This window comes from Roseibium aggregatum, from assembly GCF_014692675.1.
Classification (GTDB): domain Bacteria; phylum Pseudomonadota; class Alphaproteobacteria; order Rhizobiales; family Stappiaceae; genus Roseibium; species Roseibium aggregatum_C.
Genome location: NZ_JABFCZ010000015.1, coordinates 24,693 through 49,249 on the forward strand (window position 1 = coordinate 24,693; position 24,557 = coordinate 49,249).

Below are 24,557 nucleotides of genomic sequence, written 5' to 3' on the forward strand. Positions count from 1 at the left end.
GTTAGTGCCGCTCGACAAAACTGTCGATGACTTTCTTGAGCCCGGCTTTCTCGAAGTCGATGGTCAGCTTGTTGCCCTCGATCGATTTGATCGCCCCATAGCCGAACTTGATATGGAACACCCGCTCGCCGAGACAAAACTCCGACGGCGTGTCGCTCACCGACTTGGCGACCAGTTCGCCCTCGATGGTGAGCGGTCCCTGGCGCTTGGTGCGCGCGGAGCGGTAGTCGTTCCGGCTTTCGCCGAAGCCGTCGCCGGACCGGGAGGCCCGCTGGGCGCGCTGCCAGCCCGGCGTCGAATAGGAGCCTGACTGGAAGGGATCCCGGTTGTCGAAGCGCGAGGCGCCGTAGCCTCCGCCGCCATAGCCGCCGTAGCTGGACGAAGCTTCCGCTATTTCCACGTGTTCCTCGGGCAATTCGTCGAGAAAGCGCGACGGCACCGTCGACTGCCACAGGCCGTGAATGCGCCGGTTGGAGGCGAAATAGATCTTGGCGCGCTTCTTCGCCCGGGTAATGCCGACATAGGCCAGACGGCGCTCTTCCTCCAGGCCCGCGCGGCCGCTCTCGTCGAGCGCGCGCTGGTGCGGAAACAGACCCTCTTCCCAGCCGGGCAGGAACACCGTGTCGAATTCCAGGCCCTTGGCCGAATGCAGCGTCATGATGGAAACGGCGTCGTTGCTCTCCGCGCTGTCCCGGTCCATCACCAACGAGACATGCTCCAGGAACCCTTGCATGGATTCAAACTCTTCCATGGAGCGGATGAGTTCCTTGAGGTTGTCGAGCCGGCCCGGCGCCTCTGCCGAACGATCGGCCCGCCACATGGCTGTATAGCCGCTTTCGTCCAGGATGATTTCGGCCATTTCCGTGTGGGAGACCGCATTGATCTGCGCCCGCCAGCGGTCCATGTCACCGAGCAGGTTGCTCAGCGCATTGCGCGCCTTCGGCCGAAGCTCCTCGGTCTGGCACAGCTGGGCGGCCGCCTGCATCAGCGGAATGCGTTCGGCCCGCGCCAGTTCGTGCACAAGCTTCAGCGTCGCCTCGCCGAGGCCCCGCTTCGGCGTGTTGACGATGCGCTCAAACGCCAGATCGTCCGCCGGCTGCACCACGCAGCGGAAATAGGCCATGGCATCGCGGATTTCCATGCGCTCGTAGAAGCGCGGACCGCCGATGACCCGGTAGTTCAGGCCGAGCGTGACGAAGCGGTCTTCGAATTCGCGCATCTGGAACGAGGCGCGCACCAGAATGGCGATGTCATTGAGCGCATGGCCGTTGGCCTGCAGCGCCTCGATCTCGTCGCCAATGGAGCGGGCCTCCTCTTCGGAATCCCAGACGGAGGCGACCGACACAAGATCGTGGTCCGGCTCTTCGAAATCGGTGAACAGCGTCTTGCCGAGCCGGCCCTCGTTATGGGCGATCAGGTGCGAGGCGGCGGCCAGGATGTGACTGGTGGAGCGATAATTGCGCTCCAGCCGGATGACGGTCGCGCCTTTGAAATCGTGCTCGAAGCGCAGGATGTTATCCACTTCCGCCCCGCGCCAGCCATAGATCGACTGGTCGTCATCGCCCACGCAGCAGACGTTCGGATTGCCCTGGGCCAAGAGGCGCAGCCACAGATACTGGGCGATGTTGGTGTCCTGATACTCGTCCACCAGCATGTAGCGGAAACGGCGCTGATAGTCCTTGAGGATATCCGGCTGGGTCTTGAACAGGGTGATCACATGCAGCAGAAGATCGCCGAAGTCGCAGGCATTCAGCACCGACAGGCGGTCCTGATACTCCGCATAAAGCTTGCGGCCGTTTCCGTTGGCAAAAGCGCGGGCCTCGCCCTCCGGCACCTCCTTGGGCGTCAGCGCCCGGTTCTTCCAACCGTCGAGCATCGAGGCGAAGGCCCGCGCGGTCCAGCGCTTGTCGTCGAGGCCTTCCGCCTGGATGATCTGTTTGATCAGCCGGAGCTGGTCGTCGGTGTCGAGAATGGAAAAGCCCGATTTCAGCCCGACCAGTTCCGCATGGCGGCGCAGGATCTTGACGCAGATGGAGTGGAACGTGCCGAGCCAGGCCATGCCCTCCACATTGCCGCCGATGAAGGAGGAGATCCGCTCCTTCATCTCGCGCGCAGCCTTGTTGGTAAAGGTCACCGCCAGGATTTCCGACGGCCGCGCGGCCCCGGTCGCGAGAATATGCGCAATCCGGGTGGTCAGGACCCGGGTCTTGCCGGTGCCGGCCCCGGCGAGCACCAGAACCGGACCGTCGATGGTTTCCACCGCCAGCCGTTGTTCCGGATTGAGCCCGTCGAGATAATCGGGCGCGCGGCGCGCCGCCATCGCCCGCGCAGCAATCCCGCCGCCCTGTCCGCCACCATGACTGCCAGTCGGGCGCGCAGGTGGCGCCGGATCGAAACCCGGCTCGATCCGTTCCCAATCATCCGAATACCCGTTCGGGTCTGCCATTACTTACTTTCGCGAATCTGTGAGATCTCAAGAGAACAATATAGCAACGAACGGCCCGAGAGCGAGGCTTGAAGTGAGAGAATTTGCGGGAAAAGCGTGGAAGTTCAATTCGGGCAGATGTCGGTCTGAATGAAGCAGGATAAATGTTCTAGACATTCAGACTTTCGAGCAAGTCGAGCCACTCGGGATTTTGTTTTTCGATTAGCTGGATTTTCCAGGGGCGACGCCATCGCTTCAAACGTTTTTCCATGGCGATAGCTTCGTCGATACGATCGAAGATTTCGAAAAAGACCAGCCGAAACACCTGGTGTTCCTTCGTAAAGCCGCTCGCATCTCCAGAGCGATGCTCCAACACCCTCCTCGCGAGTTCATTGGTCACACCGACATATAGCGTCCCGTGCTTCCGGCTGGCGAGGATGTAGACGTAGTAAGGCATGCGCGATTCTGGATTGTAAGGACCGAACGCGCAAGCTTTACATATGCCAATATCCCGCCGGTTCTGACCGCATAGTGGAATGACTAAGGTGCCCCCCTGACGTCACCCCGGGCGGAACGAAGTGGAGACCCGGGGCCTACTCATTCGCAGAGAGTCGACGAATTATTCGGAACGGCAGGCAGCCTCGAAAAACATCCAAAGGTTCAGCAAGCGGAGTGGCGAGTAGGCCCCGGGTCTCGCGTTGCTCGCCCGGGGTGACGGTAGCGGGTTCCCTATCCCCCCACCAATTCAAACCAGTCGTCCTCGGAAATCACCTCGACGTCCAGTTCCTGCGCCTTGGTCAGTTTCGAGCCGGCGCCCGGGCCGGCGACGACGAGGTCGGTCTTTTTCGACACGGAGCCGGAGACCTTGGCGCCGAAGCGTTCGGCCATGGCCTTGGCCTCGTCGCGGGTCATGCGTTCCAGCGATCCGGTGAACACGATGGTCTTGCCGGCAACCGGACTGTCGCCCGCGTCGATCTTTTCCGCGTCCTTCGGCGTGACCTGTTCCAGAAGCGCCGTAAGCTGATCCCGGTTGTGGCTTTCGGCAAAGAATTCGGTGACCGCTTCGGCGACGATCGTGCCGACACCGTCGATGTTGTTCAGTTCCGCCCAGGCGTCGCTGTCATGGTCATGCGCCTTTAGCATTGCCTGGTAGAAAGTCTCCCACGAGCCGTAGTAGCGCGCCAGGAGCTTGGCGTTGCCCTCGCCCACGTGGCGGATGCCGAGGGCGAAGATGAAGCGGTGGAGGTCGATCTCGCGGCGCGCGTTGATCGCCTCGAACAGGTTGCGCGCCGACACCGCCCCCCAGCCTTCCCGGTTCCTGAGCTTGGTCAGCGCCCGCCGGTCGCGTTCCTCGAGGGTGAAGATGTCGGCCGGCGCCATCACCAGCCCGTCCGTATAAAAGGCATCGACCTGCTTGTCGCCGAAGCCCTCGATATCGAAGGCGTTGCGCGAGACGAAATGCTTGAGCTTTTCCGTCGCCTGGGCCGGACAGATCAACCCGCCGGTGCAGCGGCGCACCGCATCCTGACGGCCGGTCTTCGGATGGATCTCGCGCACCGCATGGCTGCCGCAGGCGGGACAGACGGTGGGAAACTCGAAGGGCTCCGCATCAGCGGGGCGCTTGTCGAGATCCACATCGATCACCTGCGGGATCACGTCGCCGGCGCGCTGGATCTTCACCGTATCCCCGATGCGCAGGTCCTTGCCGCCGCGAAGCGGCTCGCCGTCCTGGCCGATGCCCTTGATATAATCCTCGTTGTGTAGCGTCGCGTTGGAAACGACCACGCCGCCCACGGTGACCGGTTCCAGCTTGGCGACCGGCGTCAGCGCGCCCGTCCGCCCGACCTGGATTTCGATGTCATTCAGGATGGTGAAGGCCTGTTCGGCCGGAAATTTGTGGGCAATCGCCCAGCGGGGCGAGCGGGAGACGTAGCCGAGCCGCTCCTGCAGATCCAGCCGGTCGACCTTGTAGACGACACCGTCGATATCGTAGCCGAGCGTCGCCCGCTCTTCCTCGATCCCGTGATAGACGGCAATCAGCTCATCGACGCTTTCGCACAGCTGCATTTTCGGATTGACGGCAAATCCCCAGGCGCCCATGGCCTCGACCATCCCCATCTGGGTGTCGGCGGGAAGCGAGGTCATCTCACCCCAGGCATAGGCGAAGAACCGCAAGGGGCGGGACGCGGTGATGTCCGGGTTGAGCTGGCGGAGCGACCCGGCGGCCGCATTCCGCGGGTTCGCGAAAACCTTGCCGCCGTTGGCCGCCATGCGCGCGTTGAGCGACTGGAAATCCGCATGGGCCATATAGACCTCGCCACGGATCTCGGCCACGTCCGGCGCCTTGCCCTTCAGCTCGGTCGGAATATCGGCGATGGTGCGCGCGTTGGCGGTGACGTTCTCGCCAACCGTGCCGTCGCCGCGGGTGGCCGCACTTACCAGCTTGCCGCCTTCGTAGCGCAGCGACAGGGACAGGCCGTCGATCTTGGGCTCCGCGGTCACGCCAAGCGCGCCCATCAGCGGATCGTATTTCAGAAACCGCCGGACACGGCCGACGAAGTCGCGCACGTCGTCGTCGTCGAAGGCATTGTCCAGCGACAGCATCGGGATGCTGTGCGTGATCTTGCCGAAACCGGACGTCGGCTCGACGCCAACGCGCTGGGACGGGCTGTCTCCCCGGATCAGCTCCGGAAACCGCGCCTCGATCTCGTTGTTGCGCTTGCGCAGCGCATCGTATTCGGCATCGGAAACGGTCGGCGCGTCCTCGGCGAAGTAATGCTTGTCATGCTCCGCGATTTCCGCCGCCAGGCGCTTCAGCTCGGCCTCCGCCTGTTCCAGCGTCAGCGCCTCCACGGCAACAGCGGCAGCGGAATCGGATTTTTCGGTCATTGTGGCCCCATTCACCCAAACAGACATCGCCGGCAAATATCGCCGGAAGCGGTCAGCCGGTCGCTTCCGTGATCAGCTTGCCGGCCGCAGCACGCGCTTCCTCGGTAATCACGCTGCCGGCCAGCATGCGGGCGATTTCCTCGCGCCGGTGGTCTTCGTCGATCCGGCGTACCCGGGTGGCCACCCGCTCCGGATGGGCCTCTTCCTTGGCGATCAGGAAATGACCGGCAGCGCGCGCGGCCACCTGCGGCGCATGGGTGACCGTCAGCACCTGGACATTGGCAGCAAGCCGGGCAAGGCGCACGCCGATCGCCTCCGCCACGGCACCGCCCACACCCGTATCGATTTCGTCGAACACCAGCGTGGGCGCAGATCCCTTGTCGGCCAGCGAAACTTTAAGCGCCAGCAGGAAGCGCGACAGCTCGCCACCGGAGGCCACCTTCATCATCGGTCCGGGCTTCGTTCCCGGGTTGGTCTGAACGTAAAACTCCAGCTGATCGATGCCGGTCCGCGACCGGTTCTCCGGATCGCTCGTCATTTCGACGATAAACCGGGCCCTCTCCAGCTTCAGCGCCGGCAACTCCTGACCCACGGCCTTTTCAAGCTGCCGTGCCGCCTTTTCCCGCGCCTTTGAAAGGGCACTTGCCTTCTTGTCGTAGGCCTCGCGGGTCTTGACCGCTGTTGCCTTCAGCGCCGCCAGTTTGTCCTCGCCCGCGTCCAGGTCGGCAAGATCCTCGCTCATGCGGGCGCACAGCGCGGCCAGTTCGTCGACCGGAACTGCAAATTTGCGCGAGGCCGCGCGCAGGGCGAACAGCCGCTCCTCGGCCGCTTCCAGTTCGCGCGGATCGAAATCGGTCTCGCGCACGGCGGCTTCCAGGCCGCTGCGCGCCTCTTCCAGATTGTCGAGCGCATTGGCAAGCGCGGTAACTGGACCGGTCAGGAGGGCGGGCGCCTGCTCCGTCTTGCGCTCCATGCGCCGAAGCAGGCTGGCCAGTTCCGGGATCGGCGACGATGTTCCGTTCAGCGTCTCGTAAGCCTCGTTGAGATCGCCGGCGATCTTTTCCACCTGCATCATGGCGGTCCGCCGGGCAGCCAGCTCGTCCTCTTCGCCGGACTGCGGGGCAAGGGCGGTGAGTTCGCTGACCGCGCTCTTCAGGTAGTCTGCTTCCTGACGCGCGGTCTCGATCCGCGCCTCATGGTCGCGCACGGCCTTTTCCGCGGCACGAAATGCCTTGTAGGCCTCGCCGAGCGCCTCCACGTCGCCGGTCAATCCGCCGAAGGAATCGATCAAAAGCCGGTGACTGTCCGGGTCGACCAGGGCGCGGTCGTCGTGCTGGCCGTGGATTTCGACGAGAAGCGTGCCCGCCTGACGCATCAGGCCGACGCTGACGGGCTGGTCGTTGATGAAAGCGCGGGTCCGGCCGTCGGAGGTCTGGATCCGCCGCAGGATGAGATCGCCGTCGTCATCGACGTCGTTTTCCCGCAACAGGGCACGGACCGCATGATTGCCCGGCACGTCGAAAACGGCCGTCACCTGCCCCTGGGCCTCGCCGTGGCGCACGAGATCCGCATCTCCGCGCCCGCCGATGGCAAGCGACAGGGCATCCAGCAGTATGGATTTGCCGGCGCCGGTTTCACCGGTCAGCACCGACATGCCCGCGGCAAAGTCGAGATCGAGACGGTCTATCAATACGATGTCGCGAATGGACAGCGTGACCAGCATGGACGGAAAGCTCCGAATCAAAGCAGAGAACTTGTACCTATCATGTATCTTGATGGTATGAGCCGATCAGACCGGTTACAAGCCGCAAAACGCAAGCCGTGCGGCTCTCATTTCGGGCACGCGATCGTGGCTTAAAGCACGTTGACCTTCTTGAACGCCCTGCTGATCCAGCTGCCGGTATCCTCGGACGGCTCGTACCCGCCCTTGGTGAGCAGCGAATAGGCGTCCTTGTACCACTGGCTGTCCGGATAGTTGTGTCCGAGAACGGCGGCCGCCGTCTGCGCCTCGTTGACCACCCCGAGCGCGTAGTAGGATTCGGTCAGGCGGAACAGGGCTTCTTCGACATGGCGCGTGGTCTGATAGTTGATCACGACGGTCTTGAACCGGTTGATCGATGCAATGTAATTGCGCTTCTTCAGGTAGAAACGCCCCACCTGCATCTCCTTGCCGGCAAGCTGATCCTGCGTGATCAGCAGTTTCTTTTCGGCATCGGAGGTATATTCGGAATCGGGATAGCGCTGGATCAGTTCCCGGAAGGCGGACATGGCCTTTTCCGTCATTTCCTGATCGCGGGTGATGTCCGGCATCTGGCGGAAATAGGACTGGCCGATGATATAAAGCGCGTAGGCGGCGTCGTTGCTGCCCGGATAAAGCGTCAGGAACCGTTTGGCCGCGGAAATGGCCTCAGTGTACTTCCCTCTGGTGAAGTTCAGATAGGCAAGGTTGACCAGCGACTTCTTGGCGTATTCGGAATAGGGATAGAGCTTGTCGAGTTCCTCGAACTTGTCGCCGGCATCGCGCAGCTTGCCTTGCGCACGCAACGCCAGACCCTCGTTGTAGAGAACCTCCGGCGGCGTGTCGTTCAAGGCGAGGTCATCGACCTCATCCTTCGAAGCACAGGCACCAAGCGTCAGGGAAAGTCCGAGAAGTGCGACATTCAGGAATGCGGTGGTTCGATTGCCGCCCCGTTTAACCGGACGCAGGTCCTTAAGCTTCACCCTTGCACTCCTTCCCCGGGATCCGGTCCTGTCTGATATAAGGCTCCAGGCCGATCCGAAACGGTCTTCTACATTGCTCGACGGGGATGTTTAGCGGAAATCAAAGGCCTCCGTCACGCCCCAAGAGCGTCATGTGTCGTTTTTTTTAAGCTTTTTTGTGGCGGAGAGTAAATTTCAGCCGCCTTGCCTGCTTTAAAAGACCGGAGTTCCCGGGCTCAGGAAACGTCCGGGCCGAAGGCGGCTGCGGCGAGACCGGCGTTTTCCGCATGTCCGATTTCCCGGAACGCAGGCGCTTCGACGATCTCGTACGCGCTCTTGTCCTCGAACAGCTTGGCGAGAATCGCATTGTTCATCTTGTGCCCGCCCTTGTAGGAGCGGTAGAGGCCGAGGATCGGGAGGCCGGCAAGCGACAGGTCGCCGACGGCATCCAGCGCCTTGTGGCGGGCGAATTCGTCCGGCCAGCGGGTTCCTTCCGGATTGAGCACCTTGTCTTCGGCGATCGCCACCGAATTCTCCAGGGACGATCCGAGCGCAAAGCCCATCTTCCAGAGCTGCTCGACGTCCTTTACGTAACCGAAGGTACGCGCACGCGACAGGTCTTCGCGGAACACCAGCGGCGTCAGGTCGGAGGCAAACGTCTGGCGGCCAATCAAAGGCGTGTCGAAATCGATGGTGATTTCGAAGCGGGTGCCCTCGTAGGGCTTGAGTTCGCACCATGCGCTGCCGTTGTCGACACGAACCGCCTTCTTGATCTTGAGGTAGCGGCGGCCGCGGTCCAGATATTTCACACCCACCTGATCGATGGCGTCCACGAATGCGGCGCTCGAGCCATCCATGATCGGCATTTCCGGGCCGTCGATTTCGACGATCAGATTGTCGATCCCCATTCCGGCCAGGGCTGCCATCAGGTGTTCGACGGTCGACAGGCCGTTGTCGGACGGATCGCCGAGCACGGTCTGAAGGGAGGTCTGGGTCACCCGGTTCCAGAGGGCGGGAATTTCTGCCGCGTCATCCTTATCCGTGCGCTGGAACACGATGCCGGTGCCCGCATCGGCTGGCAGGAGCGTAATAGTCGCCGGTTTTCCGGAATGAACACCAATGCCGGTAAGCGTTACCTGATCTGCAAGAGTCGTCTGGCGATCAATGTGGTTGGTCATTCTGCCCCGGCCTTTCGATTTCGCATCTGGAAACCCGTTCGAAACACACGCTTGCACATTACGAACTGTTAACGATTGCGTCTTGGACAGGACCATACTCGAGTCCGCCCCGGGACATGAAATAAAGCTTTATTACGTTTTGTAACGCGGCGCAGCATCGCAACGCCTTGAATTCAATCAATAAATTTTGACGTAACGGAAACAGCCCGGAGCATTGCTCCGGGCTGTCCACAAGGGAAGAAGGCAAAGCCGCGAATCAGTTCGACTGTCTGCGCAGGAATGCCGGGATTTCCAGCTGTTCGTCATCCGCCGCAGACATCGGCTTGGGCGCGGCCCGTCCGGTCGCATCGAGCTGACCGGAAGCGCCTTCCGAACTCGGCCGGGGCGCGGGAGCCCTCGGAGCCGCGGGACGTGCGGCAGCGGCCGGAGCCGGAGCAGGCTGCTGAACCTTCGGTTCCGCATGGTGCTCATGATAGCCCTCGTCTTCGTCATGCTCGTCCCGGCGGCCGAGACCGCTGGCCAGCCGGCGCAGAAGGCCCATGGGACGGCGTTCCTCGTCGTACTCGTCATGATGAACATCATGAGCAGGTGCAGGTGCCGCACGTTCCGCCATGGCGGGTTTCGTTGCAGCCGGCTCGGCCGCGGCCTGCCTTGCCTGGAGTTCCCGCTGAGCGATCGGCGGGAAGTCCTCGACCCGCGGCATGCGCGGCGACGGGCTGTGCTGTTCTGCCACCGGCGGGATATACGGCTTGTTGACCGGCTCATCCGCTGCGGCCGCAACCGGCGCGTCCGCTTCCAGATCCATGTTCGGCGTCTTGTCGCTGAGCATGTCCGGCGCGGGACGGAACGGCTTGATCTCAACATCAGGATCGGTCGCGCTCGTCACGCCGGCGGTGTCCGGAAGGGCGAGTTCGCGTTCCAGGCTGGCAACCGCCTTCTTGGCGGCTTCGTCCAGCGAAGTTGCCGGCTTTGCAGGCGCCGGTGCCGGTTCTGCCTTCGGCTTGCTCGCGATGACCGGTGCGGCCATCTGGTAGCCCAGGTCATCCGCCCCGGCTTCCCGGTCGATCCCGGTTGCAACAACCGAAACCCGGATGATGCCGTCGAGACTTTCGTCGAAGGTCGCCCCGAGGATGATGTTGGCGTCCGCGTCCACTTCCTCGCGGATACGGGTGGCCGCTTCGTCCACCTCGAACAGCGTCAGATCGTTGCCGCCGGTGATGGAAATCAGCAGGCCCTTGGCCCCCTTCATGGAGGATTCATCGAGCAGCGGGTTGGCGATTGCCGCCTCGGCCGCCTGCTGGGCGCGCTTTTCGCCGCTGGCTTCGCCGGTCCCCATCATCGCCTTGCCCATGCCGCGCATGACGGAGCGGACATCGGCGAAGTCCAGGTTGATCAGGCCTTCCTTGACCATCAGGTCGGTGATGCAGGCAACACCGGAATAAAGGACCTGGTCGGCCATGGCGAAGGCGTCGGCGAAGGTCGTCTGCGCATTCGCGATCCGGAACAGGTTCTGGTTCGGAATGACGATCAGCGTATCGACATTCTTCTGCAGTTCCTCGATGCCGGAATCTGCGATGCGCATGCGCCGGGCGCCTTCGAACTGGAACGGCTTGGTGACCACACCTACCGTCAGTATACCCTGCTCGCGGGCGGCCCGGGCGATGACCGGTGCGGCCCCCGTTCCGGTTCCGCCGCCCATGCCGGCGGTGATGAACACCATGTGCGAACCGCTCAGGTGGTCGTTGATCTCGTCGATCACTTCCTCGGCCGCTGCACAGCCGACTTCAGGCTGGGAACCGGCGCCAAGACCTTCCGTCACCGCCACGCCCATCTGGACGAGACGTTCGGAGTGGTTCATGGCAAGTGCCTGGGCATCCGTATTGGCCACGACGAAGTCGCAGCCCTGGAGGCCGGCAGTGATCATGTTATTGACGGCGTTTCCGCCCGCGCCGCCTACGCCGAAGACCGTAATTCTCGGCTTCAGCTCCTGAATGTCGGGCATCTTCAGGTTGATGGTCATAGTATCCTCGCGACCCACTGGGGCACCCGAAACGGGGGCTCCCTCTTCTTCCCTAATCTCGTCAGCCGTCACCGGCGGTTCCTGTCCTTGGCTCATATCGTCAGAAACTTTCCCTGATCCACTGGCCGACGCGGGCCAGATAACCAGATTGCCCACCCCAGCCAGTACGGCGGTTCTTGTGCTCGAACTGCTCGATCTGTGCGACCTGGGGATAGATGAGAAGACCGACCGCCGTAGCGAATGCCGGTCCTTTCGCAGCTTCAGGAAGGCCGGCGACGCCTAATGGCCGGCCCAGACGAACGTTACGCCCCAGGACGCGGCGCGCAACTTCACTCAAACCCGTGAGCTGACTGGCTCCGCCGGTCAGCACAATCTGTTTGCCGACGCGTCCGGCAAAGCCGGAGGCCGTGAAACGGTCCCGTACGAGTTCGAGAATTTCCTCCACCCGCGGGCGGATGACACGGGTCAGCGCCGAGCGGGGGATCTGATTTGGCAGATCGCCGTCGCCTTCCAGCGGCGGAACGGTCAGCATGTCCCGGTCATCGGAACTGCTGACGATCGGAGACCCGTGCAGGGTCTTCAGCCGCTCCGCATCCTGCAGACGCGTGGCGAAGGCCCTGGCGATGTCCGTGGTCACGTGATGCCCGCCGACGGCGATGGCATCCAGATGGACCATCTGGCCCTCGACGAACACCGAAAGCGTCGTCGTGCCGCCGCCCATGTCGATACAGGCGACACCGAGTTCGGTCTCATCGTCGACGAGCGTCGACAGGCCGCTGGCAAACGGCGTGGCGACCAGGGTCTCCACATGCAGATGCCCGCGGTTGATGCACAGTTCCAGATTGCGCACGGGCGGCACTTCGGCGGTCACCACCTGCATATCGACGCCGAGCTTGTGGCCCATCATGCCGCGCGGATCGCGGATGCCCCGGTTGCCGTCGAGCGAATAGGAAATCGGCAGCGCATGGGTCACGGCCCGGCCCTCGGTCACCGAATGGGACGACCCGGCCGACAGCACCCGCTGGATATCGGCTTCCGTGACGGATTCACCGGCAAGCGGCACCCCGGCGGAGAAGATCTCGCTCTGCAGCCGGCCGCAGCTCACGTTTGCAATCAGCGATTCAACAGTGACACCGGCCATGCGTTCGGCCGAATCCACGGCCAGCCGGATGGCATGTTCTGCGGCATCCATGTCGACGACGACGCCGGACTTGATCCCGCGCGAGCGCTGATAGCCGTAGCCGAGCACCTCGACCGAATGGGACCGGCCGGACAGGACCGCGCCCTCGTCGCGCGGCGTCAGCTTGGCGATCAGACAGCAGATCTTGGTCGAGCCGACGTCGAGAACGGACATCACGACGGCGCGGCGCCCCGGCAGGGGCCGCATGCGCGGCAGGTAGAGGTTGGACCGGGACTTCTTCATGTGTTGTGCCCCCGGGCCGAAGCCACCCGACCATTGCCCTTGCCGGCTTCCTTGCGCCGTTCCAGGGCCTCATCCGACAGCCGGACGACGACCCGGTCCGCCAGGCGCATGTCCACCGCGACGATGTCGCGGGACAGGAGCCCGTTCTGCGCATCCATGGCCACGACGTCCGCAAGGGCCGCATCCATGTTTTCTTCCGGCAACCGGATTGAAATGCCGTTTTCCAGCATCAGGTCCCAACGTCTTTCGCCGACCAGAAAGGCGGCGCGAACCCGCGAACGCAGTTCCGGCACTCTTTCCAGGGCGGTTATGATTTCCTTGGCGTGATGTTGCGCGCCGTGGTTCACGACAAGCAGCAGATTGGCATAACGGCCGTCGACATCATCGGTAATCACGTCCCCGGCCTCGTTGATGATCGAGACCACATCGCCGCGCTGCCACAGCGCGTAAGGAACGCGTTCTTCCAGGTTGACCTGGATTGTTCCCGGATAGAGCTTCATCACCGATGCGTTCTTTACCCAGGCGATATCGGTCAGCCGCTTTCTGGCGGCATCCGCGTCGAACAGGGCCAGCGACGAGCCTTCCTGGATTTCAAGCGCCTCCAGGATCTGGAACTCGTTGGTTTCCCGCTGGCCGGACAGCTTGACGGCCTCGATCTCGAAGCCGGCAGCCGACAGGAGCGCATCGGAAACCTCCCGGCCGTAACCGCCGAGGATAATGCCGTAGGTGATGGTGAGGCTTAAGAAACCGAGGGCCGCCACGGACCCGGTCCAGTGCGGCAGTTCCGCAAGGCGGCCGGCGGCGCGCCAGACAGGCTGGCGATGCAGGCGTGCGACGCCACGTCCCCGCGGAGCCAGTTCGGCTTCCATCGGGGTCAGGTCGTTCTGCCTGTTTTTGCGCCTTAGCGACAGCAACTTGCGTCCTCTACCATCCAACTGACCAGGTCCTTGAAACTCATCCCCTCATGGGCCGCCATATCGGGCACGAGAGACGTCGGCGTCATACCTGGTTGCGTGTTCACTTCGAGACAAATCAGTTCGCCGGTACCGTCTTCACGTTCGTCGAAGCGGAAATCCGCGCGGGACACCCCGCGACAGCCGAGAGACTGATGAGCCTCGAGTGTCAGTGTCTGTATTTTTTGGTAAACAATCGGTGAAATTTTTGCAGGAAGGATGTGTTTCGAGCCTCCTTCCAGATATTTCGCATCATAATCGTAGAAACCGTGACCGACCGGCACGATGTCGATGACACCCAGCGCCCTGTCCCCCATGACGGCGCAGGTCAGTTCCCGTCCCGCAATGAACCGTTCACACATCAAAACGTCCGGATAGGGCCAGTCGGCGCGGGTCAGTTCCTGCGGCGGATAGTCCTGGTCCTCCTTCACGATAAGGACGCCGAAACTCGATCCCTCGTTGATCGGCTTGATGACGTAGGGAGGCGTCATGGGATGCTCCCGGCCGATCTCGTTCCGGTTCACAATCAGGTGTTCGGTCACCGGCACCCCGGCCGCCGCCATCACCGCCTTCGCCTTGACCTTGTTCATGGCAAGCGCAGACGCCATTACCCCCGAATGGGTATAGGGAATATTCATGACCTCCAGGATGCCCTGGATGCAGCCGTCCTCCCCGAACGGGCCGTGCAGCGCATTGAAGGCGACATCGGGCGCGACCTCCTTGAGGACGGCGGCGACATTACGGTCGACATCGATCTCGCTGACCTTGTAGCCGGCCTCCTTCAGCGCCTTGGCGCATTCGCGTCCGCTCGACAGGCTGACCGGCCGTTCGCTGACCCAGCCGCCCATGAGAACCGCCACGTGTTTTTGCGCCATCAGCAGGCCTCCTCAAGTTTGTCCAGGAAGGGCGCGATCGCCCCTTCGGGACCGAATTCCCCAAGTCGCTTTATTTCCCATTCCAGCCGGACCCCGGAATGCTCCAGGACCCGCGCCCGGACCGTTTCGCCCAGAAGCTCAAGGTCGTGTCCCGTGGCGTTGCCGGTGTTGATCATGAAGTTGCAGTGCAGTTCCGACATCTGCGCGCCGCCGATGGTCAGTCCCCGGCAGCCGGCCGCATCGATCACCTTCCAGGCGGACGTGCCTTCCGGGTTCTTGAAGGTGGAGCCGCCGGTCTTTTCCCGGATCGGCTGGGCCCGTTCGCGGTGCGCGACGACGTCATCCATTTCCTTGCGGATCTCCGCTTCGTCGGCGGGCGTGCCCTCGAAAACCGCTTCGGTGAAGATCAGGTCTTTCGACGCCGCCGAATGCCGGTAAGCGTAGCCCATGTCCGCATTCGTCAGGACATGCCGGTTGCCCTGCCGGTCGATGGCGACAAGTTCCACCATCCGCTCGCGGGTTTCCGTGCCGTGTGCGCCGGCGTTCATGCGCAGCGCCCCGCCCAGGCCGCCCGGGATCCCGGTATAAAAGGCAAATCCGTCCAGTCCCGCTTTGGCTGCCGCTTCCGCCAGGCGCTTGTCCGGCACGGCCGCCCCGGCGCGAAGCCGGTTGTTGCCAATCTCCTCGATCGCCCCGAAGCCCTTGGCGCTCAGACGGATGACCACGCCCTTCAGCCCGCCGTCCCTAATCAGCAGATTGGACCCGAGGCCGACCGGCAGCACCGGAACGCCTTCGGGAAGTTTTTTCAAAAAGGCAGCCAGATCTTCTTCGTCGGCCGGCTGGAACATCAGCTGCGCCGGACCGCCGACACGGAACCACGTGACCGCCGAAAGCAACTGATTCGCCGTCAGTTTGCCGCGAATGCCTTCAGCCAGATCCGGATGGATGTCCAGGAGATCGGGAAAACTCACGCCGAACCTCCAAGCTGCTGCTTCAGCTGGTCGGGAAGCGCATAGGCCCACTGCGTGATGTTGCCCGCTCCCAGGAACACGACATAGTCGCCCGGCTCGGCAATGTCCGCGACCAGCTTGGCCAGTTCGTCCGGATTGTCGATCGCCTGGGCGGACCGGTGGCCGCGGGTTTTCAGACCCGACACCAGATCCAGATGGCTGGCGCCCTCGATCGGCTGTTCGCCGGCCGGATAGACCGGCGCCACGATGACGCTGTCGGCATCGTTGAAACAGTTGGAGAACTCGTCGAACAGGCTCTTCAGCCTTGTATAGCGATGCGGCTGGACGATGGCGATGACCTTGCCGTTGGCGGATTCGCGCGCGGCATGGAGCACGGCGCGGATTTCCACCGGGTGATGGCCGTAATCGTCGAAGATCTCGATCCCGTTGACCGACCCGGTATGGGTGAAGCGCCGCTTCACACCACCGAAGGCGGCAAGACCCTTGCGCAGGTCTTCCGGCTTGACGCCGAGCTGAGACGCCACTGCGATCGCCGCCGTTGCATTGGAAACGTTATGCAGACCGGGCATCGGCAGCACGAGGCCGTCGAGTTCGGTCACGCTGTCGCTGCGCCGGTCGCGGATCGTCACGGAGAACGTCGATTTGCCGCCACCCATGTCGACATCGGTAAACCGGACGTCGGCCTGCGGATTGGCGCCATAGGTGACGATCCGGCGGTCCTCGATCTGGCCGATCAGGGTCTGCACTTCCGGATGATCGAGACACATGACGGCAAAGCCATAGAAGGGAACGTTTTCCACGAACTGGCGGAAGGCGGCGCGCACACCGGCAAAGTCGCCGTAGTGGTCGAGATGTTCCGGGTCGATGTTCGTCACCACGGCAATATCGGCGGGCAGCTTGACGAAGGTGCCGTCGCTCTCGTCCGCCTCCACGACCATCCAGTCGCCCTGCCCCATGCGTGCGTTGGTGCCGTAGGCGTTGATGATGCCGCCGTTGATCACGGTCGGGTCCAGATTGCCCGCATCAAGCAGCGCCGAGATCATCGAGGTGGTCGTGGTCTTGCCGTGGGTGCCGCCGACCGCAATCGCCTGCTTGAAGCGCATCAGTTCGGCCAGCATCTCGGCGCGCCGGACGACCGGGATCAGCTTTTCGCGGGCGGCAACCAGTTCCGGATTGTCCTTCTTGATCGCCGAGGACACCACGAGAACTTCCGCATCCCCAAGGTTTTCCGCCGCATGGCCGACAGTCACCTTGATGCCGTGGTCGCGCAGGCGCTTCACGTTGGCGTTGTCGGCCATGTCGGAGCCCTGGACCTCGTAGCCGAGCGTCTTCAGCACCTCGGCGATGCCGCTCATCCCAATGCCTCCGATGCCGACGAAATGCACCGGGCCGATATCCTGCGGCATCTTCATGCGCCGTCTCCTGTTTCAAGTTTTTTCTTTTCGGCGATCCGTTCCACGAGATCCGCAAGCCGTGCGACCGCATCCGGCTTGCCCTGTCCGAGCGCGCGCTCCGCGGCGTTTGCCAGCAGTTCCGGTGCGTGGAAGAGCCGTTCAAGTTCCTGTGCCATGCGTTCCGGCGTCAAATCGGCCTGGCGGATCGGCCAGGCCCCGCCGGCGGCTTCCAGTCCCCTGGCATTGGCGCTCTGGTCCTGATCGAGCGCATGCGGCAGGGGCACCAGGATGGAGGGCCGCCCCAGCACCGTCAGTTCGCTCACCGACGACGCGCCGGCGCGGCAGATCACCAGATGCGATGCCGCGATGCGTTCCGGCATGTCCTGGAAAAACGACTTGAGCTCGGCGTCGATCCCGAGGGACTGACAGGCCGCTTCGACTCGTTCCAGATCCTCCGGCCGGCATTGCTGCACCAGCTGGAGCCGTCCGCGCACCTCGCCGGACACATGCTTCAGGGCTTCCGGCATGAGATCGGAGAAAAACCGCGCACCCTGCGACCCGCCAAAAACGAGCAGATGAAAGGGGCCGTCCGGCGCCGGCGGCTGATAGGGTTTTCCCGATGCTGCAATGACGGCATCGCGGACGGGATTGCCGGTCTCCACCACCTTGGCGGCGAGATCGGCCGGCAATCCGGTCAGCGGGACACTGGTGGCAATCGCCGTCGCGCCCCTGGCCAGCATCCGGTTCGCCCGGCCCATGACGCCATTGGCCTCGTGCAGGATGGACGGCGTGCCGGTCAGCCGCGCGGCAAACATCGGCGGGAACGTCGGATAGCCGCCGAAACCGACCACGGCTTCGGGCTTGAGCGCCTTGATCACACCGCGCGCCTGCAGTGTGCCGCGCAGCAGGCTGAGGGCGGTTTTCGCAAGCGCCACCGGCGATTTCCCGCGCAGGGTTTCCGACGCGATGATGTGCACCTTGCGGGCCGGAAAGGCCTGGCCGTACCGGTCGGCGCGCTCGTCCGTGGCAAGCTCCACGGTCCAGCCCCGTCGGCCGAGTTCGCTCGCCAGTGCCTGGGCCGGGAACAGATGCCCGCCGGTACCGCCTGCCGTGAGAAGAATGGTTTTACTCATAACTGAACGAGCTCGGTCCTCACATGAGGCTTGAAGGCGAAAGGCGGCTGACGGTCACCGGCTCGCCGCGGGTCGGCCGCGGCCTGCGCCGGGTCAGCGCCAGCAGCGCGCCCGCGGTCATGGCCGATGACAGCAGCGATGAGCCGCCGTAGGAAATGAACGGCAGCGTCATGCCTTTGGGCGGCATGAGATTGAGGTTCACCGCCAGATTGATGGAAGCCTGCAGACCGAACAGGACCGTAAGCCCGGCAGTGGCCAACCTTCCGAACGCATCCTGATCCCTGCTCGCATGATTGAGCCCGCGGATAATGATGAAGGCGAAGACGGAAACCAGCAACAGGCAGGCGATGATGCCGAATTCCTCCGCCACCACGGCAAAAACGAAGTCCGTATGGCTGTCGGGCAGGATCCGCTTCACCGTCCCCTCGCCCGGCCCCCGTCCGAACCAGCCGCCCGACAGGAACGCGTCCATCGCCGTATCGATCTGGTAGGTATTGCCCGAACTCGGATCCAGGAACCCGTCCACGCGGGCGGCCACGTGCGGCAGCATGATATAGGCTGACGCAAGACCCATGACCCCGATCACGCCGAGCCCGGCGATCAGGAACCATGGCAGGCCGTTCAGGAAAAACAGCCCGGCCCAGACGGTCCCCAGCAGCATCGTCTGCCCGAAATCCGGTTGGGCAATCAGGAGCGCTGCGCAGATGATGTAGATCAGGATCGAGAACAGAACGCCGGGCACTTCCCGCCTGCGACCGCTTTCCGACAACAGGAAGGCCACCAGCACGACAAATGCCGGCTTCAGGAATTCCGAGGGCTGGATCGAAAAACCGAGAAGCGAAATCCAACGCCTCGACCCCTTGACCTCCATCCCGATGAACAGAGTCGCGATCAGCATCACCACGGACGCGATGAAGATCAGAAGGGCCGCCCGCCGGACCATGCGCGGCGTCATCAGCGACGCGGCCAGCATGACGGCAAGCGCCGGGCCGAGGAACAGCGCCTGACGCTTGACGAAAAAGAAGGTCTCGACGCCGATCCGCTCCGCAACCGGCGGGCTGGCGGCAAAGGACAGCACCACGCCACCGACCATGAGCAGGAAGAAGGCCGCAAGCAGGTAGTGATCCACGGTCCAGAACCACTCCGCAAAGCGGCTGCGATCGGCGCGGCTGACCATCAGGCGACCTCCTGGCTTGTGACGACCATCTTCAGGGCGCGGACCGCCTTGGCAAAGGCATCGCCCCTGATTTCGAAATTGGGATACTGGTCGAACGACGCGCAGGCCGGCGACAGCAGCACCGCCATCTCCGGTGCCGCGTCCTTTGCCGCATCTTCCGCAGCTTGCGCAACCGCCTTGTCCAGCGTCCCGCTGATCTCGTAGGGAACCTGCCCTTGAAGTGTTCCGGCGAAATCCTGAGCGGCCTCGCCGATCAGATACGCCTTGGCGATGCGCGGGAAGGATTCCTCCAGCGGCGCAATGCCGCCGGCCTTGGCGCGCCCGCCCGCGATCCAGTAGATGCGGTCGAAGCTGGCGAGCGCACGTGCCGCCGCATCGGCATTGGTCGCCTTGGAATCGTTGACGAACAGGATCCGCCCGGACCGGGCGATCACCTCCATGCGATGGTGCAGTCCGGGGAAACTCTTCAGCGCTTCGGCAATCTTTTCAGCCGGAACGCCAAGCGTTCGAAGAGCGGCGAAGGCGGCGGCCGCGTTCTGGCCGTTATGGTCGCCGCGCAGACTGTCGATCCCGGCAAGGCTCGCGACCCGGACCTGGGCCCCGTCATGAGCTTCGAACAGCTCTCCGTGGCTGGAATAGACCCCTTCCGGCAACTCCCGTTCCCCGGCAATCCGCCACAGGGGCTTTTCCGACATCTCCCGGCGGTCGGCAATGGCCGCCGACAACCGGTCGTCGACACCGACGACGGCCGTCTCACTGCCCTGAACCAGCCGTTCCTTGATCGCCGCGTAGTGCTCCAGGGTGCCGTGCCGGTCCAGATGGTCCGGAGACAGGTTCATGTGAATGCCCACTGTCGCGTCAAGTGTAGGCGCCAGGTCGATCTGATAGGAGGAACACTCGACCACATAATGCCGTCCGGGTGCCGGCGGCTCCAGTTCCAGAACCGGAATGCCGATGTTGCCGCCCATCTGCGTGTCATAGCCCAGGGTTTTCAGGAGATGGGCAATCAGCGCGGTGGTGGTCGATTTGCCGTTGGTGCCGGTAATGGCGATCAGCGGCGCCTCGGGGCATTTTTTCCGCCGCTCGCGGCAGAACAGCTCCACATCGCCGATCACCTCGATGCCGGCATCGCGCGCACGGTCCACCGTCCAGTGCGGCAGGGGATGGGTCAGGGGCACGCCGGGGGCCAGCACGAGCGCTGAAAAATCGTCCCAGTCGGCCTCGCGCAGATCCCGCGCGTTCAGTCCTTCCGAAACCGCTGCCTCGACACGGGCCGGGGCATCATCCCACACCGTCACCCGCGCTCCGCCGGCCACAAGGGCGCGTGCCGTCGCCATCCCGGAGCCTCCGAGGCCGAACAGCGCCACATGCCTGCCGTGGAACGAGGTAACCGGGATCATGCGTCTACCTCAGCTTCAGGGTTGCAAGGCCGATCAGCGCCAGGACGACGGAGATGATCCAGAACCGGATCACGACCTGGGATTCCGTCCAGCCCATCAGTTCGAAATGATGGTGGATCGGCGCCATGCGGAAGACGCGCTTGCCGGTCAGCTTAAAGGAAATCACCTGGGCGATCACGGAGACCGCTTCGAGAACGAACAGTCCGCCGACGATGGCAAGGACGATCTCATGCTTCGTGGCAACCGCGATCGCACCGATCATGCCGCCGAGCGCCAGCGAACCGGTATCGCCCATGAAGATGGCCGCCGGCGGCGCGTTGAACCACAAGAAGCCGAGGCCGGCCCCGATCACCGCGCCGCATATCACCGCCAGTTCGCCGGTCCCGGGCACATGGTGGATCTGCAGGTATTCGGCGAAGACCGCATTCCCCGACAGATAGGCAATCAGCGCGAAGGACGCGCAGGCGATCATCACCGGAACGATGGCAAGGCCGTCGAGCCCGTCGGTCAGGTTGACCGCATTGCCCGCGCCGACCATCACGAAGGCGGCGAAGGGAATGAAGAACAGCCCGAGATTGAAGGTGACCGCCTTGAGGAAGGGAAAGCCGATGGAGGTTGAAAACGGCTCGTTGTCGAGAAGCGTGACCACATAGGCCGCGGCAGCGGCAATCAGGAACTCCAGCCCGAGCCGGGCCTTGCCGCCAAAGCCCTTTGCGGTGGATTTCGTCACCTTAAGATAATCATCGTAAAATCCGATCAGGCCAAAGCCGACCGTCACCGCGATCACGATCCAGACATAGGGGTTGGACAGATCCGTCCACAAAAGGGCTGCGACAAGCGCGCCCGACAGGATCATCAGCCCGCCCATGGTCGGCGTGCCTTTCTTGGAAAGATGGCCTTCCGGCCCGTCAGCCCGGATCGGCTGTCCGTGCCCCTGACGCAGGCGCAGGCTGCTGATGATCCTTGGCCCGAACAGGAACACGAAGAACAGGGCCGTCATGATTGCCCCGCCGGTCCGGAACGTGATGTACCGGAAAACATTCAAGGCAGAAATCTGGTCGGCGAGTTCGCCGAGAAAATAAAACATCCGAAGGTCCTCAAGCCGCCACGGTTTCGTCCGCAGGCGGATATTCCTTTTTCAGGGCCTCAACAAGGGGCCCCATCTTCGATCCGAGCGATCCCTTGATCATGATCACGTCGCCGGGACGCACATCTTCCAGCAACCGGTTGCGAAGCCCGGCCGCTTCCTCCGCATAGATCGCACGCTGGTGTTTGGGCAGAAGATCCCAAAGCGCATGCATATGCGGCCCCGAGCAATAGACCGTGTCGATCCCCGCGTCAGCGATATGGGCAAAGAGGCCGGCATGAAGCTGATCCGACCGTTCTCCGAGTTCGCGCATGTCCCCGAGCACCGCAATGCGCCGGCCCGGACGGGACACCGGCGCCTCGCTCAGAACCTCGAGAGCAGCCTTCATCGATGCCGGATTGGCGTTGTAGCTCTCGTCGATCACGTCGAAATAGCCATCGGACAGTTTCAGCCGGGTCACTTCCCCACGGCCCTTGGGCGCGCGCATGTCCGCCAGCGCCAGCCCGGCAAGCGCCAGATCGGCGCCCAGTTCGACGACGGCAGTGAGCACCGCGAGGCTGTTCTTCACATGATGGCGCCCCGGCGCGCCGATCTTGTAGGTGATCTCGTTGCCGAGGATGGACGCCTGCACGCTGGAGCTTCCCGGCTGGCGCGACACCTTCTCCACGACGGAATCCGCGCCGGCGCTCTCGCCGAATGTGTCAACGCGGGCGACACCGGCGGCGGTCGCCAGGAATTTCAGAAGATCGAACTGGTTGTTGTCCCGGTTCAGGATGGCAACCCCGTCCGGCTCCAGGCCTGCAAAGATCTCCGCCTTCGCCTGGGCGATCTTCTCGACCGAGCCGAAAAACTCCAGATGGACCGGCTGCACTGTGGTGATGATCGCCACATGCGGGCGCACCATCTTGACCAGCGGCGTGATCTCGCCGGCATGGTTCATGCCGATTTCGAACACCCCGTATTCGGTGTCGGCGGGCATACGCGCGAGCGTCAGGGGAACGCCCCAGTGATTGTTGAAGGAGGCAACCGACGCATGCACCTTTCCGGACCGCTCCAGCGTCAGCCGGAGCGCCTCCTTGGTGCCGGTCTTGCCGACGGATCCGGTCACCGCGACAATGCGGGCCTCCGTCCGGGCCCGGGCGGCAACGCCGAGCTGTCGGAGGGCTTCCAGCGGATCGTCGACGATCACATAGCGCCCGTCCCTGGGCAGATCGGCCATGCGCTCCCTGGCGACAAGCGCCAGCGATGCGCCGGCTTCAAGGGCGGCTGCGACGAAATCATGACCATCGAGGCGGTCGCCCTTGATCGCGACGAAGGCTTCGCCCGGCTGCAGCGTCCGGCTGTCGATGGAAATGCCGGTAATCGCATCCGCCACCTCGCCTGAGGTTTCTCCGCCGGTCGCTTCGACAAAGGCTTCGCGGGTCCACAGCGGTTCGGTCATCGGGCATCTCCCATGGCAATAGCGTCGGCCACGGCTTCGTGGTCGGAAAAGGGGTGTACCGTGTTGCCGACAATCTGGCCCGTTTCATGACCTTTTCCGGCCACGCACAGAATATCGCCCGGGCCGAGCAGGCGGACACCTTCGCGGATGGCCTCGCCGCGGTCGCCGATTTCAAGTGCGCCGGGCGCCGCCTCCAGGATCGCTTGCCGGATGGCCGCCGGATCTTCGCTGCGCGGATTGTCGTCGGTCACGATGACGATATCCGCCTTGTCGGCGGCAATCTTGCCCATCAGCGGCCGCTTGCCGGGGTCGCGGTCGCCTCCGGCGCCGATTAGGACAATAAGCTTGCCTTCGGCAAACGGACGCAGGGCCGCGAGCGCGTTTTCAAGGGCCTCCGGCTTGTGGGCATAGTCGATCACGACCGTGCCGCCGCCCGCTTTCTTGCCGGCAAATTCCAACCGTCCCGGCGCGCCCTTCAGGCTTTCAAGCGACCTGAGAGCCTTTCCGGTTTCGATCCCGGCGGCAATCGCGAGACCGGCGGCAATCAGGGCATTGGACACCTGGAACCGTCCGATCAGCGGCAGGGTGACCGAGTAATCGCCGCGCGCCGTCTGGACGGTCAGGTCCTGGCCCGAGGACGTCTGGCGCAACCCGGTCAGCTTCAGGTCCTTGCCGGTTTCGCCCACGGTGATGACGGGCAGTTTCCGCTCCGCTGCGACCGCCAGCACGCGGTCCGCATAGGCCTCGCCCGGATCGACGACGACCGTCCCGCCGGCCGGCAGGAGATCGCGGAACAGGCGCAGCTTTGCATTCAGGTAGTCTTCGACCGTTGGGTGGTAATCCATATGATCGCGGCCGAGATTGGTGAAACCGGCCGCCGTCAGGCGCACCCCGTCGAGCCGGAACTGGTCGAGGCCGTGACTGGACGCCTCCAGGGCGGCATGGGTGACCTTGTCCCTGGCCAGCCGGGCAAGCTCCTTGTGAAGCGCCACCGGGTCCGGCGTCGTGAGCCCGCCATAGACCCGTCCGTCGGCGGTCACGGTGCCGATGGTACCAAGGCTTGCGGCAGAATGGCCGGCGGCCTGAAAGATCTGGCGCACGAAATGGGCGACGGATGTCTTGCCGCTGGTGCCGGTGACCGCGACGATGGTTTCCGGCTGGTCACCGTAAAAGGCCGCAGCCATCATGGCGAAGTCCCGCCGCGGCTCGGCGCTGGTCAGGATTGCAGCACGCCCGGCCGCATCGGCGCGCACCCGGTCGGCAGCGTCCTCCGCGCACAGGATCGCGACAGCGCCCGCATCCACCGCACTGGAGACAAAGCGCGCGCCATCCGTGCTTGCGCCTTTCAGGGCGGCAAACAAAAAACCGGGCTTAACCGCACGGCTGTCGGCGGTCAGACCGGAAATGTCGAGGCGTTCCGCCCCGTCCGGGAGATCCAGCCCGCGCGCTAATTTTTCAAGATGCATTTCATACGGTCGTCCGGTTTGTGCG

18 protein-coding genes are annotated in these 24,557 nt (G+C 63.5%); all 18 read right to left on the bottom strand.

The genetic code is table 11. The features are described from left to right. Position 1 precedes the first annotated feature (1 nt). Complete coding sequence (locus HK439_RS14275) at positions 2–2,446, bottom strand: ATP-dependent helicase (protein WP_190292192.1); 2,445 nt, start codon at positions 2,444–2,446, stop codon at positions 2–4. Between the two features lie 148 nt (positions 2,447–2,594). Beyond that, positions 2,595–2,882 carry a GIY-YIG nuclease family protein gene (locus tag HK439_RS14280; protein WP_190292193.1) on the bottom strand — a complete coding sequence of 96 codons (288 nt, stop codon included), beginning with the start codon at positions 2,880–2,882 and terminating at the stop codon, positions 2,595–2,597. 272 nt (positions 2,883–3,154) lie between these two features. Next, positions 3,155–5,314, bottom strand: a complete 2,160-nt coding sequence (gene ligA, locus HK439_RS14285; RefSeq protein ID WP_190292194.1) for an NAD-dependent DNA ligase LigA — start codon at positions 5,312–5,314, stop codon at positions 3,155–3,157. A 52-nt stretch (positions 5,315–5,366) separates the two neighbouring features. Next, the gene (gene recN, locus HK439_RS14290) at positions 5,367–7,037 is read right to left on the bottom strand and encodes a DNA repair protein RecN (RefSeq protein ID WP_190292195.1); all 1,671 of its coding nucleotides are present in this window, start codon (positions 7,035–7,037) and stop codon (positions 5,367–5,369) included. Positions 7,038–7,168: 131 nt separating this feature from the next. Continuing rightward, entirely contained in the window at positions 7,169–8,035 is an 867-nt protein-coding gene (locus HK439_RS14295) for an outer membrane protein assembly factor BamD (RefSeq protein WP_328804166.1), read from the bottom strand. Between the two features lie 215 nt (positions 8,036–8,250). Then, a complete protein-coding gene (lpxC, locus tag HK439_RS14300) occupies positions 8,251–9,192 on the bottom strand; it encodes a UDP-3-O-acyl-N-acetylglucosamine deacetylase (protein ID WP_190292196.1) in 942 nt (313 codons plus the stop codon). Between the two features lie 256 nt (positions 9,193–9,448). After that, a complete protein-coding gene (ftsZ, locus tag HK439_RS14305; protein WP_190292197.1) occupies positions 9,449–11,212 on the bottom strand; it encodes a cell division protein FtsZ in 1,764 nt (587 codons plus the stop codon). 100 nt (positions 11,213–11,312) lie between these two features. Then, positions 11,313–12,635, bottom strand: coding sequence for a cell division protein FtsA (gene ftsA, locus HK439_RS14310; protein ID WP_190292198.1), 1,323 nt, complete (start codon positions 12,633–12,635; stop codon positions 11,313–11,315). Continuing rightward, positions 12,632–13,570 carry a cell division protein FtsQ/DivIB gene (locus tag HK439_RS14315; RefSeq protein ID WP_209011816.1) on the bottom strand — a complete coding sequence of 313 codons (939 nt, stop codon included), beginning with the start codon at positions 13,568–13,570 and terminating at the stop codon, positions 12,632–12,634. Before HK439_RS14315 ends, ftsA begins: the two co-directional genes overlap by 4 nt. Beyond that, positions 13,537–14,463 (bottom strand): D-alanine--D-alanine ligase, encoded by a 927-nt coding sequence (locus tag HK439_RS14320; RefSeq protein WP_190292199.1) that lies wholly within the window; start codon positions 14,461–14,463, stop codon positions 13,537–13,539. The genes HK439_RS14315 and HK439_RS14320 overlap by 34 nt, the downstream gene beginning before the upstream one ends. Then, entirely contained in the window at positions 14,463–15,434 is a 972-nt protein-coding gene (gene murB, locus HK439_RS14325; RefSeq protein ID WP_190292200.1) for a UDP-N-acetylmuramate dehydrogenase, read from the bottom strand. Before murB ends, HK439_RS14320 begins: the two co-directional genes overlap by 1 nt. Continuing rightward, the gene (gene murC / locus HK439_RS14330) at positions 15,431–16,846 is read right to left on the bottom strand and encodes a UDP-N-acetylmuramate--L-alanine ligase (protein WP_190292201.1); all 1,416 of its coding nucleotides are present in this window, start codon (positions 16,844–16,846) and stop codon (positions 15,431–15,433) included. The genes murB and murC overlap by 4 nt, the downstream gene beginning before the upstream one ends. After that, on the bottom strand, positions 16,843–17,961 hold the full coding sequence (gene murG / locus HK439_RS14335) for an undecaprenyldiphospho-muramoylpentapeptide beta-N-acetylglucosaminyltransferase (RefSeq protein WP_190292202.1): 1,119 nt from the start codon (positions 17,959–17,961) through the stop codon (positions 16,843–16,845). The genes murC and murG overlap by 4 nt, the downstream gene beginning before the upstream one ends. Before the next feature lie 19 nt (positions 17,962–17,980). Next, complete coding sequence (ftsW, locus tag HK439_RS14340; protein ID WP_190292203.1) at positions 17,981–19,138, bottom strand: putative lipid II flippase FtsW; 1,158 nt, start codon at positions 19,136–19,138, stop codon at positions 17,981–17,983. Then, a complete protein-coding gene (murD, locus tag HK439_RS14345; RefSeq protein ID WP_190292204.1) occupies positions 19,138–20,538 on the bottom strand; it encodes a UDP-N-acetylmuramoyl-L-alanine--D-glutamate ligase in 1,401 nt (466 codons plus the stop codon). Before murD ends, ftsW begins: the two co-directional genes overlap by 1 nt. A gap of 4 nt (positions 20,539–20,542) precedes the next feature. Next, on the bottom strand, positions 20,543–21,625 hold the full coding sequence (gene mraY, locus HK439_RS14350; RefSeq protein ID WP_190292205.1) for a phospho-N-acetylmuramoyl-pentapeptide-transferase: 1,083 nt from the start codon (positions 21,623–21,625) through the stop codon (positions 20,543–20,545). 10 nt (positions 21,626–21,635) lie between these two features. Further along, positions 21,636–23,066 carry a UDP-N-acetylmuramoylalanyl-D-glutamyl-2,6-diaminopimelate--D-alanyl-D-alanine ligase gene (locus HK439_RS14355; protein ID WP_190292206.1) on the bottom strand — a complete coding sequence of 477 codons (1,431 nt, stop codon included), beginning with the start codon at positions 23,064–23,066 and terminating at the stop codon, positions 21,636–21,638. Then, positions 23,063–24,532 carry a UDP-N-acetylmuramoyl-L-alanyl-D-glutamate--2,6-diaminopimelate ligase gene (locus HK439_RS14360; RefSeq protein WP_190292207.1) on the bottom strand — a complete coding sequence of 490 codons (1,470 nt, stop codon included), beginning with the start codon at positions 24,530–24,532 and terminating at the stop codon, positions 23,063–23,065. Before HK439_RS14360 ends, HK439_RS14355 begins: the two co-directional genes overlap by 4 nt. Between the last annotated feature and the right edge of the window lie 25 nt (positions 24,533–24,557).